At 31.6% G+C, this 15,539-nt stretch carries 16 protein-coding genes and 1 riboswitch; all 16 genes read left to right on the top strand.

Annotation, left to right across the window (positions count from 1 at the left end; genetic code table 11):
• Nucleotides 1-741 (top strand): precorrin-3B C(17)-methyltransferase, encoded by a 741-nt coding sequence (gene cobJ, locus B5X81_RS13925; RefSeq protein ID WP_079492527.1) that lies wholly within the window; start codon nt 1-3, stop codon nt 739-741.
• Nucleotides 738-1,502 carry a cobalt-precorrin-6A reductase gene (locus tag B5X81_RS13920; protein ID WP_079492526.1) on the top strand — a complete coding sequence of 255 codons (765 nt, stop codon included), beginning with the start codon at nt 738-740 and terminating at the stop codon, nt 1,500-1,502. Before cobJ ends, B5X81_RS13920 begins: the two co-directional genes overlap by 4 nt.
• Entirely contained in the window at nt 1,495-2,184 is a 690-nt protein-coding gene (locus B5X81_RS13915; protein WP_079492523.1) for a precorrin-2 dehydrogenase/sirohydrochlorin ferrochelatase family protein, read from the top strand. Before B5X81_RS13920 ends, B5X81_RS13915 begins: the two co-directional genes overlap by 8 nt.
• Nucleotides 2,153-3,085: a hydroxymethylbilane synthase gene (hemC, locus tag B5X81_RS13910; protein WP_079492521.1), complete on the top strand. Its 933-nt coding sequence runs from the start codon at nt 2,153-2,155 to the stop codon at nt 3,083-3,085. Before B5X81_RS13915 ends, hemC begins: the two co-directional genes overlap by 32 nt.
• Nucleotides 3,086-4,615, top strand: coding sequence for a uroporphyrinogen-III C-methyltransferase (cobA, locus tag B5X81_RS13905; protein ID WP_079492520.1), 1,530 nt, complete (start codon nt 3,086-3,088; stop codon nt 4,613-4,615). It abuts the gene before it with no gap.
• Between the two features lie 11 nt (nt 4,616-4,626).
• Nucleotides 4,627-5,346, top strand: a complete 720-nt coding sequence (cobI, locus tag B5X81_RS13900) for a precorrin-2 C(20)-methyltransferase (protein WP_079492518.1) — start codon at nt 4,627-4,629, stop codon at nt 5,344-5,346.
• Nucleotides 5,347-5,366: 20 nt separating this feature from the next.
• Nucleotides 5,367-6,338 (top strand): porphobilinogen synthase, encoded by a 972-nt coding sequence (hemB, locus tag B5X81_RS13895; RefSeq protein ID WP_079492517.1) that lies wholly within the window; start codon nt 5,367-5,369, stop codon nt 6,336-6,338.
• A gap of 394 nt (nt 6,339-6,732) precedes the next feature.
• Nucleotides 6,733-7,515, top strand: coding sequence for an undecaprenyl-diphosphate phosphatase (locus B5X81_RS13890; protein WP_079492515.1), 783 nt, complete (start codon nt 6,733-6,735; stop codon nt 7,513-7,515).
• 74 nt (nt 7,516-7,589) lie between these two features.
• A complete protein-coding gene (locus B5X81_RS13885; protein ID WP_079492514.1) occupies nt 7,590-8,738 on the top strand; it encodes a DUF362 domain-containing protein in 1,149 nt (382 codons plus the stop codon).
• Between the two features lie 182 nt (nt 8,739-8,920).
• Nucleotides 8,921-9,382, top strand: coding sequence for a chemotaxis protein CheX (locus tag B5X81_RS13880; protein WP_139380341.1), 462 nt, complete (start codon nt 8,921-8,923; stop codon nt 9,380-9,382).
• Nucleotides 9,383-9,387: 5 nt separating this feature from the next.
• Complete coding sequence (trmL, locus tag B5X81_RS13875; RefSeq protein WP_079492512.1) at nt 9,388-9,858, top strand: tRNA (uridine(34)/cytosine(34)/5-carboxymethylaminomethyluridine(34)-2'-O)-methyltransferase TrmL; 471 nt, start codon at nt 9,388-9,390, stop codon at nt 9,856-9,858.
• A gap of 141 nt (nt 9,859-9,999) precedes the next feature.
• On the top strand, nt 10,000-11,622 hold the full coding sequence (locus tag B5X81_RS28900) for a Na/Pi cotransporter family protein (protein WP_079492511.1): 1,623 nt from the start codon (nt 10,000-10,002) through the stop codon (nt 11,620-11,622).
• Between the two features lie 433 nt (nt 11,623-12,055).
• Entirely contained in the window at nt 12,056-12,895 is an 840-nt protein-coding gene (locus B5X81_RS13865) for a DegV family protein (protein WP_079492509.1), read from the top strand.
• Nucleotides 12,896-13,058: 163 nt separating this feature from the next.
• Nucleotides 13,059-13,904: a DegV family protein gene (locus B5X81_RS13860; RefSeq protein ID WP_079492508.1), complete on the top strand. Its 846-nt coding sequence runs from the start codon at nt 13,059-13,061 to the stop codon at nt 13,902-13,904.
• A gap of 125 nt (nt 13,905-14,029) precedes the next feature.
• A riboswitch (glycine riboswitch) is annotated at nt 14,030-14,131 on the top strand.
• Nucleotides 14,132-14,477: 346 nt separating this feature from the next.
• Nucleotides 14,478-14,858: a GrdX family protein gene (locus B5X81_RS13855; protein WP_079492921.1), complete on the top strand. Its 381-nt coding sequence runs from the start codon at nt 14,478-14,480 to the stop codon at nt 14,856-14,858.
• A gap of 83 nt (nt 14,859-14,941) precedes the next feature.
• Nucleotides 14,942-15,539 (top strand): NAD(P)/FAD-dependent oxidoreductase (locus B5X81_RS13850; RefSeq protein WP_139380340.1); only part of this gene is annotated, 598 nt, incomplete at its 3' end.

The raw sequence follows: 15,539 nt of genomic DNA, 5'->3' as shown, positions 1-15,539 counted from the left end.
ATGAAAAATAAAGGGAAAATATATGTAATTGGAATTGGACCAGGTGATAGGGAGCAAATGAGCTTAATGTCGTTAAAGGCAATTAAAGAATCAGAGGTTATAGTAGGGTATAAAACCTATATAAATATAATAGAGGATCTTATTAAAGAAAAAGAAATTATAAACTCTGGTATGAAAAAGGAAGTAGAAAGATGTGAAATTACAATAGATGAAGCAGAAAAAGGGAAAATTGTTTCAATAGTAAGTAGTGGAGATCCGGGAGTATATGGCATGGCTGGCGCTGTTTTAGAACTGGTTAATAAAAGAAACAGTGATGTAGAAGTAGAAATAGTACCGGGAATTACTGCTGCAAATGCAGCAGCAGCTTCTTTAGGTGCACCACTTATGCACGATTATGCCGTGATTTCCCTTAGTGATTTGCTTACAGACTGGGAAGTTATAAAAAAAAGAATTGATTGTGCTGCAGCTGGTGATTTTATAATTACCCTTTATAATCCCAAAAGCAAAGGTAGAATAACACAGATTGAAGATGCAAGGGAAATAATTATGAAGTATAGAAAACCTTCAACTACCGTTGGTATAGTTAGAAATGCCAAAAGAGAAGGAGAACAGGTTAAAATTACAAACCTTGAAAGGATGCTTGAGCATAATATAGATATGTTCACCATAGTTATTATAGGAAATTCCAATACATATGAAAGCAATAATATGATGATAACACCTAGGGGTTATTTTAAATGATATTAGTTCTAAGTGGTACAAAGGATGGAAGGGAAATAGTTTATAAGCTTAGAGACAGGGACTTTGACTTAATTGTTACCACTGCAACAGAATACGGAAAATCCCTTTATAATGAGGACAAGGGACTAAAGGTTATTAGTCAAAGACTTGATTATAATGAAATGGTAAAAGTAATAAAAGAAAACTCAATAAGCCTTGTGATTGATGCCACCCACCCTTATGCAGATAAGGTTAGCCACAATATTTCAAGGGCATGTAATGATACGGAAATTCCCTGTATTAGGTATCAAAGAAAGAAAAGTAGCATAGATGAACTAAATTATAGGGTTCAATGGGTAAGTGGATATGCAGATGCTGCCATGAAGTTGTATAAAACCAAAGGAAATATTTTATTAACCACTGGCAGTAAAACTCTAAATGTTTTTACAAGTAAAATATCACCTGAAAGATTATATTCAAGAATACTTCCTACAAGCAGTATTTTAAAAAAATGTGAAGATCTTGGATTTAAACCTTCTAATCTAATAGCAATGCAAGGGCCCTTTACTAAGGAGATGAATATTGAATTAATAAAAAAATATAATATAGACATACTTGTAACAAAGGATAGCGGTAAAGCCGGTGGAACGATTGAAAAAATTGAAGCGGCAAAGGAAATGAATATACCTGTAATGATAATATTAAGGCCTGAAATAACCGGAGAGGTAGTTTTTGATGATATTGATAAGCTGGTAGATAAGGTGTGTGAAATAGATGGATAAATATTATCCAATTATGTTAGATATAAAGAATAAAAAATGTAAGGTGATAGGTGGAGGAAGGGTTGCTGAAAGAAAAGTAACATCTTTACTGGAGTGTGGAGCTATTGTAGAGGTTATTAGTCCATTTGTTAGTGATAAGCTCTTTAAGTATTATAAAAAAGGTAAAATTAAATTAGTACAAAGAAATTATAAATATGGGGATTTGAAAGGCGGTTACTTGGTTTATGCTGCCACTGATAACGAGGAAATAAATGAAATTTGTATAAAGGAATGTAGGGATAATGAAATACTTCTTAATGTTGCAGATCAGCCTAATATGTGTGATTTTATAGTGCCGGCAAATATTAGAAGAGGAGATTTAAATATAAGTATTTCTACAAATGGAAAAAGTCCAATGCTCTCTAAAAAAATTAGAATAGAACTTGAAAAAATATTTCCAGAAGAATATAAAGAATATTTAGAAATTATAGGAGAGATTAGGGAAAAAGTAAAGGAAGAAATAAAGGATATTAGTAAACGGAGAGAAATATTTCATGATTTGGTCTATTCTGATGTATTTAAAAGATATTTAATTGGAGAATTGACGGATTTAAAAAAGGCTTTATATGATATGTATTTTTATAATTATGGACTGCAAGGAGCTGATATAAATGGGAAGAAGGGAAATAACAATAGGCAGTAGAGGAAGTAAATTGGCACTTATTCAAACTAATATTGTCATAGATGAACTTAAAAAATATTATCCTGAAACAAATTTCAAAATAAGGGAAATAAAAACTATTGGAGATAAGATACTTGATAAAACCCTTAGTAAAATTGGTGGTAAGGGGCTTTTTGTAAAGGAAATAGAATCTGCTTTGTTAAAAGGAGAAATAGATATTGCTGTCCATAGTATGAAAGATGTACCTAGTAAATTTCCTCAAAGTCTAGAGATTTCTGCAATAACTAAGAGAGCAGATGTTAGAGATGTACTAATAACAAAGGAAGATAAAAGTCTTTTTGATTTAAAGGAAGGAGCTGTAATTGGAACAAGCAGCTTAAGAAGAGGAGCACAATTAAGGAGTATTAGAAGTGATGTAGAAATTGTTCCTATTAGGGGCAATGTTCAGACTAGAATTAGAAAAATGAAGGAAATGAATTTAGATGGCGTTGTTTTAGCCGCTGCAGGTCTTATTAGAACTGGATTGGAAAATAAAATATCATATTTTTTTAATGAAAGGGATATTGTACCTGCTGTTGGTCAGGGAGCATTGGGACTTGAGACTAGAGTAGATGATAGCTTAATCAAAGAAATAGTATCTAAAATAAATGATAAACACACCGAAATTGCTGTTAAGGCCGAAAGAATATTTATGAAGGTATTAAATGGAGGTTGTCATGTTCCAATTGGAGCATATGCCTTTATAGAGGATGGTAAGGTTAAGATGGAAGGTGTTGTTGCATCCATTGATGGAAAGGAAATAATAAAGGCTTATGATGAAGATGATATCAAAAACTATGAAAAACTGGCAGAGGAAATAGCTGTTAAAGTGTTGAATAAAGGCGGAAGAGAAATATTAAAAGCATTAGAGGATGGTGAATAAATGAGTGGCAAGGTATATTTAGTTGGTGCGGGACCTGGAGATTATAAGCTCATAACTTTAAAGGGATTGGAATGTATTGAAAAAGCTGATGTGATCTTATATGACAGGCTTATTAATCCTAAGCTTTTAAAATATGCAAAGAAAAAGGCTGAAATCATCTATGCTGGTAAAGCCCCTAATGCCCATTCCTATTCTCAGGAGGAGATAAGTCAGCTTATTCTTGATAAAGCCCTTGAAGGAAATGTGGTTACAAGATTAAAGGGAGGAGACCCCTTTGTTTTTGGTAGAGGTGGAGAAGAAGCTCTATTACTTGCTGAAAATAATGTAAATTTTGAAATCGTTCCTGGAATAACATCAGCAATTTCTGTCCCTGCCTATGCAGGAATTCCTGTTACCCATAGAAATATAAGTTCTTCCTTTCATGTAATAACTGGCCATGAAGACCCTGAAAAGGAAAGATCTTCATTAAATTATGAAACTTTAGGCAAATTAAAGGGAACCCTTATTTTTTTAATGGGAGTAAAGAATATTGAAAATATATGTGAAAATCTAATAAAAAATGGTCAATCACCAAAGAGGCCAGTAGCAGTAATTAGAAAGGGAACTACGACTGAGCAGGAAATAGTAACTGGCAATTTAAAAAATATTGCTGACAGGGTGAAGGAAAAGAATTTAAAAAATCCTGCTATAATTGTTGTTGGTGATGTAGTAAACTTATCAAAGTGTCTTAGCTGGATCGATAAAAGAGTGTTGTTTGGCAAGAGGGTTTTAGTAACCCGTACACGCCTGCAAGTCAGTAAACTATCTGAAAAAATTGAAGCTCTGGGTGGGGAAGCCATAGAATTTCCTACTATTGAAATAACACCAAATGATGATTATACGAAACTGGATAAGGCAATAGGCGAAATAGGAAAATATAAATGGATTATATTTACAAGTGTAAATGGTGTAAAGTATTTTTTAAATAGAATGAAAAAGTTAAGAGTTGATGTGAGGACGATAAAAGGTGCAAAGATTTGCGCTATTGGTCCAGCTACTGCTGGTAAATTAAATGAAATGGGATTTTTAGTGGAATATATACCTGAAGAATATAAAGCTGAAGGGTTGATAGAAATATTAAAGGATAGAATAGAAGAAGGTGATAATATTCTTCTTCCCAGGGCTGATATAGCAAGGAAAGTTTTAGAAGAAAAATTAATAAAGCTGGGAGCTAATGTGGACAATGTGGCTGTGTACAATACAATAATTCCCCGGTATGAAAGGGGAGAGCTTGCAAATATTTTAAAGAATAAAATAATAGATATAATAACATTCACTAGCTCATCTACAGCTAGAAATTTTTTTAAGATACTAGGTAAAGAAAATTTAAATCTACTGGATAATATAAATATAGCTGCTATTGGACCAATAACTGCCAAGACAGCAAAGGAACTGGGGATGAATGTTGAAATAGAGGCTAAAGAATATACAATTGATGGATTAGTTGAAGCTATTATCAATTACTATTACGATAAAAATTTAAAATATTAGGGGGATAAATTATGAAGGGTAAATTTTATGGTATAGGCGTTGGACCGGGAGATCCTGATTTAATAACTATTAAGGCAAAAAAAATACTTGATGAAGTTGATATTATTCTTGCACCTGAAACCAAAACAGGAAAGGGAAGCACTGCATTAAATATAGCCAAGCCCCATTTAAATGAGAACATTAAAATTATTGAAAGAAAATTTCCAATGACTTACGATATAGAGGTTTTAAATAAGTCTTATGATGAGATTGCAAAATTAATTAAAGATCTTGTAGATAGAGGCAATAAGGTTGCTTTTTTAACCCTTGGTGATCCTATGGTTTATAGTACATATATTTATCTTTTTGAAAGATTAAAGGATAAGGATATTGAAATAGAAACTGTACCAGGAATAACATCTTTTTGCGCTATTGCCAGCAGGGCAGGAATCCCCCTTGGAGAAAATGAAGAAACAATAGCTATAGTTCCTTCTGTTTATTATGAAAAGGGAGATGAGAAGTTAAATAAAATACTTGATAGTGTTAATAATGTAGTTTTTATGAAGGCAAGTGGTAATATTGATAAATTGATAGATAAACTTGAAGAGACTGGTCATAAAGAAGGTTCTGTGTTTGTTTCAAGACTTGGATTAGATGATGAAGTTATAGAAAACAATATAGAAAAAAGAAGAGAAATAAAAAATAACTATCTTTCTACTTTAATTGCAAAGAAAAATATAAAAGGAAGATAAAAATTTATGGAGGTGCAAGAATGTTAGTAAATAGACCAAGAAGACTTAGAGCAAATGAACATATTAGAAGTCTTGTTAGAGAAGCACAGGTTAATGTCAATGATTTGATTTATCCTATTTTTTTAGTTGAGGGTAATAATATAAAAAAAGAAATTTCTGCATTGCCAAATAACTATCATTTCTCTGTAGACATGCTTAAGGAAGAAATTGAGGAATTAATTGATTTAGGAATAAAAGCGGTAATGTTATTTGGATTACCTAATAAAAAAGATGAATTAGGTAGTGAGGCCTATGCCGAAGATGGAATAGTTCAAAGAGGAATAAGAAGGATAAAGGAGATCACAAAGGATTTGTTGGTCATTACTGATGTATGTATGTGTCAATATACAGACCATGGCCATTGTGGAATAATTAAAGATGGACATGTTGATAACGATTTAAGCCTAGAATATATATCCAGAACTGCTTTATCTCATGCTAAGGCGGGGGCAGATATGGTTGCTCCTTCGGATATGATGGATGGTAGAGTTGGAGCAATAAGAAAAAAGCTTGATAATAATGGATTTGAAAACATAGCTATTATGGCCTATAGTGCAAAATATTCTTCAGCATTTTATGGTCCCTTTAGGGCAGCAGCCAATTCAACTCCTCAGTTTGGTGATAGAAGAACATATCAAATGGATTGGGGAAATTCTGATGAAGCAATAAGAGAAGCAAAGCTTGATATTACAGAAGGTGCTGATGTAATAATGGTGAAGCCTGCATTATCATATATGGACATTATAAGAAGATTTAAGGATAATTTTAATTATCCAATTGCTGCTTATAATGTTAGCGGTGAATACTCAATGATTAAAGCAGCTAGCAAGGCAGGATTAGTAGATGAAAAAGCCGTTGTAACAGAGATATTAACTAGCATTAAAAGGGCTGGTGCAGATATAATAATAACATATTTTGCAAAGGATATAGCAAGATGGATTTTAGAAAAATAGATTGAAGACAGTTAATCCTCCATTTATAAAAAATGGCAAGGAATTTGATTGTTAAGTTTGTTGGAAATTTTCATGGACATTCTGATAGCTTATTGGTTAAAGCAGAGAATTTATTTAGCTCCATCCCAATTTGAAACCTCATTCATTTCAGCTGAACATACTATAAAAGATATAGAAAAGACAATTAAAGCTAATTATAATGCACTAAAGAGGATTAGATAAATAGTATTATGACATTTTTGTTAGTTGAAAAAATTGCCTTTACGCAATATAATAGCTAAGTGGGGAAATTACATAATTTTAAATTTGTAGCCTTAAAGATTTAACTAAAATATATTAGCAGATTGTTAATAAATAAAGGTCTTTAAGACTAAACATTATATGGAGGTATTAGATGATAATTAAGGCAATTATTCTTGGAATCATTGAAGGGCTAACGGAGTTTTTACCGGTTTCTTCTACGGGACATTTGATTATTGCAAATAAGTATTTAAACTTCACAGGGGATTTTGCAAATTCCTTTGCAGTTATTATTCAGGTTGGAGCTATATTTGCAGTGGTTCTTTATTTTAAAGACAAAGTTTTTCCAAAGTTTAATAATAAAAGAAGAATGAAAGAATATTTTTCGTTATGGACAAAGGTTGCTGTTGGCGTGATTCCAGCAGTAATTTTAGGATTGCTTTTTGATGATTATATTGACGAACATTTCTTTAATCCAACTACGGTTGCTATGGCTTTAATTTTCGGTGCAGTTCTTTTGCTTTTAGGAGAAAAGAGTCAAAAGAAAGTTAAAGTTGTATCAGAAAATCATATTACATATAAGCAAGCATTTGTAGTAGGTGTGGCACAATGCATGGCTCTTTGGCCAGGAATGTCACGTTCAGCATCAACAATTATTGGAGGTTTATTTATAGGATTTTCCAGGAAGGTTGCAGCAGAGTTTTCTTTCTTTTTAGCTATTCCTACATTAATTGGAGCCGCAGTGCTAAAAATATATAAGATGGGATTAGATTTTACAAATTATGAATGGTTTATATTGGGAATAGGGACTTTTATATCTTTTATAGTGGCATATTTTGTAATTGCTTTTTTTATGAATTATATAAGAAAAAGAAATCTATCTCCCTTTGCATATTATAGAATAATTCTTGGAGTAGTAGTTTTATTGGTGGCATAATGTTATGTATTATATAACAATTGGATTTATTTTATAATCCTTAAACCTTAACTGAAATCAAATGAGGTGTATATATGCAAAAGGTTTCTTTGGTAAAATGTCATGATTATGAATATGATTTAGTTAAAAATGCGATTGAAAGAAGCTTTCAGAATCTTGGTGGAGTTGAAAAATATATTAAATATGGAGATAAGGTTCTTCTTAAGCTCAATTTACTTATGAAGAAAAGACCGGAGGAAGCTACAACTACCCATCCTATATTTGCAAAGGCATTGGCAGAAATATTAATAAGATATGGAGCTGATGTCATAATTGCTGATAGCCCTGGAGGCCCCTTTAATACTTCAGCTTTAAAAGGTGTTTACAGGGCTTGTGGTATTGAAAAAATTGCTGAGGAATTAAATATTAAACTAAATTATAATACCAATTCGGTAAACATAAAAAATAAAAAGGGATTAATTTTAAAGAGAATAACGACTATTGAAGTTTTAAATAAAGTAGACAAGGTTATATCTGTATCAAAATTGAAAACCCATGGAATGATGATGTTTACTGGAGCAGTTAAGAATATGTTTGGCATAGTTGCAGGATTGGAAAAGGCAGAATACCATGTGAGAATGCCTAAGATAGAAGATTTTTCAAATACATTGGTTGACATATGTCTAGCAGCTAATCCAGTTTTGTCTTTTATGGATGGTATAATAGGGATGGAGGGTGCTGGACCAAGTGCCGGTGATCCAAGAAAGATAGGCGCTGTTATTGCTTCAACAAGTCCATACCATTTGGATGTAGTAGCAACATCCATAATAGGCTTAGAGCCAACTAAAGTACCAACTATTCAAAGATGTGTAGAAAGAGGACTATGCAAGGGGAATTTAGAAGATATAGAATTAAAGGGAGAGGGAATAGAAAAATTCATAATTAACGATTTTATTGTTCCCAACATAAGAAGCCTGGATTTATTGGAAGGTAAACTACCTAAATTTGTAAGGAATATAGTGAATGGATTAATGCAACCCAAGCCAAAATTTATTCATGAAAGATGTATTGGCTGTGGTGATTGTGCTAAAAATTGTCCCCCTCATGTAATAGATATGACTAGTAAGAAACCTGTAGTAGATTTAAATGGATGTATAAGATGTTTCTGCTGTCAAGAGCTTTGTCCAGTAAAAGCAGTTGATATTTATCGGCCAATAATTATGAAGCTATTGGCAAGACTATAGAACTTTAATTAATATAGTTTATTTTCACTAGATTAATTGAAGGTTTTACTGTTTTAACTATTTTATGGTATAATAACATACAATACAACAAAATTAGACAAAATTTTTAATTATGCTTTTTAAATTTTATTTGGGTATATTTATTTAAAAAGTATCATACTAATTTACTGGAGGGATATGAATTGAAGGCAGAATATATAAATCCATTTATAAAAGCAAGTAAGGATATATTAACACAAATGACCCATGTAGAATATAAAGTAGGCAAACCCACTCTCAAATCTTCTCCTTGTAATGCTAATAATATAGTTATATTAATAGGTATAACAGGCGATATTAAAGGACAAGCAATGATAAATTTGAATAAGTCTGTGGCTTTAAATGTTGTTTCAAATATGATGGGGGGAATGGAAATAGCAGAATTAAATGATATCAGTAAAAGTGCATTATCAGAACTAGGAAATATGATTTTGGGCAATTCTGCTACCCTTCTATTTAATGCTGGAATAAAGATTGATATAACACCGCCAACTTTAATGATTGGAGATAACTTGTCTATTTCATCAGATCAAATGAAGGTAATAAGTGTACCCTTAGAAGCAAATGAAGAAAAAATTGAACTTAATATATTTGTAAAGGAGTAATTTTCATGTCTATAAATATAGTGCTTTACCAGCCGGATATTCCCCAAAATACAGGGAATATTGCTAGAACATGTGCTATAACTGGGACTAGATTGCACTTGATAAAGCCCTTGGGTTTTTCAGTTGATGATAAACATTTGAAAAGAGCTGGTTTGGATTATTGGCATCTTTTAGATATAAGTATATATGAAAATAGAGAAGAATTTTTTGCAAAACATCGTAATGGTAATTTTTATATTTCAACTACAAAGGGAAATAGAAACTATACCGATGTAAAATATGAAGATGAATGTTTTATAATATTTGGTAAAGAAACCGCAGGGCTTCCTGAAGAAATACATGATAGATTTAAAGATAGGCGTATAAAAATACCCATGATTAAAGATAGAAAAGCTAGATCATTAAACCTTTCCAATTCTGTTTCTATAATAGTATATGAAGCTTTAAGACAGCTTGGGTTTCCTAGTTTAAATTAACATAAAATTAACCTATTCTTAACATTTAACATAGATTTAACAAAACTGTGTGAAGAATATTGTATTATATATAATGGGTCTTTTAGCGGACCTGTAAATAAAATGGACATATATAGAAGGGGAGGAAGGGGCGGTTAGTATATGGGAATAGCTTTTGGCCTCATTGGAGGATTGGGCTTATTTCTCTATGGAATGAATGTAATGGCAGGGGGTTTGGAAAAATCTGCTGGCGATAATTTGAAAAGATTCATTGAGGTTTTAACCAGCAACCGTATTATGGGGGTAATTGTTGGAGCTATGGTGACGGTAGTTGTCCAAAGTAGTAGTGCAACTACTGTAATGGTTGTAGGCTTTGTTAACGCAGGAGTAATGAAATTGACTCAAGCAGTAGGCGTTATAATGGGAGCTAATATTGGGACAACCATTACTGCTCAATTAGTTTCATTTAAATTAACTCAAATTGCTCCTATTGCAGTAGGAATAGGTGTTGGAATATGGCTTTTTTCTTCTAATAGAAAGGTAAAGACCTTCGCAGAAATCATAATAGGATTTGGTATATTATTTTTAGGTATGGATATGATGAAGGAGGCTGTAAAGCCATTAAGGGAATATGAGGGATTTACAAATCTTCTTAGGAGCTTTGGAAATGATAATATTTTTGACAAGACTTTAGCAATTTTAACGGGATTTGGGATAACAGCTATTTTACAAAGCAGTAGTGCTACAACCAGTTTACTTATTGCACTAGCTAGTCAGGGGTTATTACCTATAGAATCAGCTTTTCCAATATTATTAGGAACTAATATTGGTACCTGTGTAACAGCTATGATATCAAGTGTTGGAGCTAATAAAACTGCAAAAAGAGCGGCACTTGTGCACTTATTGTTTAATTTAATAGGTACTGTTTTATTTATTATACTATTTGCGAAACCGACTTTATGGTTTGTTATGCAAGCTTCTAATATTGCAGAAAGACAATTGGCAAATGCTCATACACTGTTTAATATCACAAACACCTTAATTTTACTTCCTTTTGCTCCTATATTAGTAAGAATTGTCAATAGAATTATACCTTATGATCCCAATGAGGAAAAGGAAATTCAAGGCATTAAATATATTGATGACAGAATATTAGAAACTCCATCAATAGCTCTTGGACAGGTTATGAAAGAAGTATTACACATGGGAAATATTGCGTTGGAATCATACAATTCATCTATTAAGGCGTTTTTTGAGAAAAGTGAAAAGTTTGCCCATGAAACCTTTAAAATCGAAAAAGTCCTTAATAATATGGAGAAAGAAATTGGGGGATATTTATTAAAGGTATCTAATACTGAAATTTCTAGTAAACAAAGAGAAATAATAGATGGTTTATTTAATACTATAAATGATATAGAAAGAGTAGGGGATCATGCAGATAATTTAGCAGAGTTATCTGTATATAGGATAGAAAATAAGTTGAAGTTTTCTGAAGAGGCATTAGAAGAATTAAGAATTATGTATGAAAGAGTGACTAAATCATACAAAGAAGCTTTAACAGCTTTAAAAACCGGGAATCATCAAACGGCTAAAAGAGTTATTGAAAGAGAAGGGGAAATAGACCTTATGGAGAAGACCCTTAGGGCAAACCATATAGGGAGACTAAATAAACAGCAATGTATACCAGGTTCTGGTGTTGTATTTTTAGATATAATTAGTAATCTTGAAAGAATTGCAGATCATGCATCTAACATAGCGTTAGCAGTATTGGATTATAGCAAATAAAAATTACTTAAGAAGACAAAGAAGTTTATAGAAAAGTTCTTTGTCTTTTTTCTTCTAAAACTTTAGAAATGAAGGTATCTGCTAAGTTTTTTAAACCTTTCTTATATAACCCCTTTTTGTCTCTACTAATAACAATTAAACCTATCTGTTCTTAGTAAATATCATAAAATTCATATAAATATCCACATTATTCTAAAATTACATAATATATACAGTATGACTTCGAAGATTTCAAAATAATATGTAGTATTTAGTTTTTGAGAAGGTGATTATGCAATTTGCTCACTTGTAAAAATTTAAAATTAGTTGTATTATTTTTATATGTAAAAATTGCTATATTTTTCAACATAAGGTACTCAATATGAAAAAATAATTAACAAATATTGACAGTGAGGCTAAGGATAAAATATAATGGTTTTGAAAGGTGATAAAAATGGGAATAAAGATAATAACTGATAGTGTGGCTGATATACCAAAAGAAATTGTCAATAAATTAGGTATTAAAGTATTGCCTTTGACTGTAAATTTTGAAGATGGGTCATTTAAAGACGGAATTGATATTACTAAAGAGGAATTTTATGAAAAACTTTCCAGATGTAAAAAGCTGCCCACGACGTCTCAAATTTCTCCTGGAGATTTCATAGAAGTATTTAGGCCTTTGGTAGATGATGGTGATTATATAATTGCTATTTTGATGTCATCTAAACTCAGTGGAACATATAATTCTGCCATAGCTGCAAAGGATTATTTAAAAGGAAAAAATATTACAATAATAGATTCTAAATTAGTAACATTTCCCCAAGGACTATTGGTAGTAGAAGCTGCAAGAATGGTCTTAAAAGGTTATGGCGAAACTGAGATAATAGACAAAGTACTTTATATGAGAGAAAATATGAAATGTAAATTTATAATAGATGATATAGAGTATCTTAAAAAAGGGGGAAGACTTACTCCCAGTCAGGCGTTGATTGGTAAGCTATTAAATATAAAACCTATTCTTACTATGAATAATGGAAGCTTGATATATGAAGATAAGGTTAGAGGTAAGAAAAAAGCAATAAAGTGGGTAATAAATTGGATTAGGAAGAATAATTATAATTTAAAGGAAACAACTGTAGGATTATTTCATTCTGATAATTATGAATTTTTAATGGATTTGAGAGAAGAAGTAGTAAAGAATAATGATATTAATGAAATTATTGAATCTAAGACAGGAGCAGTAGTAGGAACTCATGCTGGGCCAGGGTGTATTGCTATAGCTTTTGTGACTTAGAATGATATATAATTGTTTCTAAAAGATAGTATAGGGATTTAAGTAAAGACTTCAATTTATATATGTTCAAAGCTTCCAAAAACTCTGAATGTTTGCACGTGTATAAATTGAGTTTTACTATGCAAACCCTATAAAGCTAAAAGTATGAAAGGGAGTGTTGTTTATGGATAAAATTAAAGTTATTACTGATAGCTTATCGGATATCCCTAAAGATATTGCAGTTAAATATGATATTTCTGTAATGCCTCTAACGGTTCGATTTGGCACAAAGGAATATAAAGATGGAATAGATTTAACAACAGAAGAGTTTTATAAAAAGCTTGAAGAAGTAGAAGAAATGCCCAAAACTTCTCAAGTCACACCGGTGGAATTCAAAGGGGCTATCCTAGAAGCATTTGATAAGGGATATGATAGTGTAATTATTATTAATGGTTCTGGACAAGTAAGTGGAACCCACCAATCTGCAGTAATAGCAAAAGAGGAAATAAATAGGGAAAGTATTTATGTCTTTGATTCTACAGCATTAGCTTATGGATGTGGAATGATTGTTGTAGAAGCTGCAAAGATGGCCCATGATTTTAGACCTTTAGGTGAAATTTTAGAAAAAATAGAAAAAATGATAGATGGATCTCAACAAATATTTTCTGTGGATACACTGAAGTATTTACATAAAAATGGCAGACTTAGTACAGGAAAAATGGCTCTTGGGACGCTATTGAATGTAAAACCAATTTTAGCCATTATTGAAGGAAAGGTAGAGCCCATTGATAAAGTAAGGGGAAATAAAAAATTATATAAGAGATTAATTGAGGTTTGTAAAGAAAAAGGATTGCAGAAAGGAGCCAAAATAGGCTTAGGGCATGCAGCCAATAGGGAAGGACTTTCCACGCTGAGAAGCCTGATAGAAGAAGAAATTAGCCCATCTGAGATTATCGAAACAGAGGTTGGGTGTACTATTGGGACTCATACTGGATCTGGAGTTTTAGCTATTTATTTTATTGCTGAGTAATATTAAAATAATATAACAAAATTTAAATAAAAATCTATTGTAAAATTTTTGACAATGTTATATAATGGGTATAGATAAAAATAATATAAAAGATCAATGCATTTTTAAAATTTATATATTACTGGATGAAGGGTTCGGGAGAGAGTTCACTGTTAACCGCCGAAGGTATAAATTGTAGCGATGCCTGCTACAGCTAAATTCTCAGGCAAAAGGACCGTACCCAGACAGTACTCTGGAAAGCCTTATGGCACCGAAGGAGCAATTTCAATTTTGGAAGAATCTCTCAGGTGAAAGACAGAGGAGCAATTGGCAAACACTATTTGTCATTTGCTCCTTTTTACATACATGAAATTTAGGGGAAAAGTTCATAGATATAAGTATAAGATTAGAAAAAATATCTATAATTTCACAAATTTATTTTGTATATATTTTGGAAATAGGCTAAAATATCTAGAAAAAAGGACAATAACAGTTAATTTGTGAAAACGTTTTCCTTGTGTAATACCATCTTAAATCAGCTTAATAATTGTGTTATTTTTAATAAAACCTATAGAGGTGAAAAAATTGAAAAAAATGATAATAACTAATAACAATTTAGTACATGATAAATATAACGAGAAAATGGATACAATCTATTTAGAAGGAGATAGTTATTTAGAGGTTCTAAAATTTACTAGGGATAAAATCCATGAAGGATATAAGCTTTTAACCCATCCTTTATCAGGAAGTGTAAAACCAAATGAAACTCCCTTTAAGACTACTGCAATTGAACTTAATAAAGGGAAACTTGATTTAGAATCTCTTCAAATAATTGAAGAAAGTATTATGGTAGCTAACAAATTTATTAAAGAGAAGAAAACGCCAAATTGGAATCCAAAAATATTAGATGATTTTAGAATTATTGATTTATATCTGATTGATGGAGCTATAGAAAGCATGGATCAGTTCTACTAATTAATAATTAACAGTTAATAATTAATAAAAATTATTTACTATTAATTATTCATTATTAACTAAATGCTAGGGAGGTTTTTAAAATGGAAAATGTATATGATGTTATAATAGTTGGATGTGGACCAGCGGGTCTTGCTGCAGGTTTATACTCTGCAAGGGCTAAAATGAAAACCCTTATTTTGGAAAAGGGAAAAACAGGAGGACAAATTGTTACTACCAATGAAGTGGCAAATTATCCTGGTTCAATTAAAGAAGCAACTGGACCAACCCTTATTGCAAGGATGGTAGAGCAAGCCGAAGAGTTTGGTGCAGAGAGAAAAAACGATGCTGTGGTTTCAGTTGATTTAAATGGAAAAATTAAAGTAGTAAAATGTGAAAATGGAGAGTATAAGGGTAAGGCAGTTATAATTGCAACAGGAGCGACTCCAAGAAAATTAGGGGTACCTGGAGAAGAAAAATTAACTGGTAAGGGAGTATCATATTGTGCTACATGTGATGCGGATTTCTTTACTGACCTTGAGGTGTTTGTAATTGGTGGAGGAGACTCAGCAATTGAAGAAGCAATATATTTAACAAAATTTGCCAGAAAAGTAATAGTTGTTCATAGAAGAGATGAATTAAGGGCAGCTAAATCTATTCAGGAGAAAGCCTTTAAAAATGAAAAAATGGAATTTATATGGG

It is taken from the genome of Maledivibacter halophilus (assembly GCF_900167445.1).
GTDB classification, from domain to species: Bacteria; Bacillota; Clostridia; order Peptostreptococcales; family Caminicellaceae; genus Maledivibacter; species Maledivibacter halophilus.
Note: the sequence above shows the minus strand (reverse complement) of the source record. Positions and strands in the feature narration are given on the sequence as shown.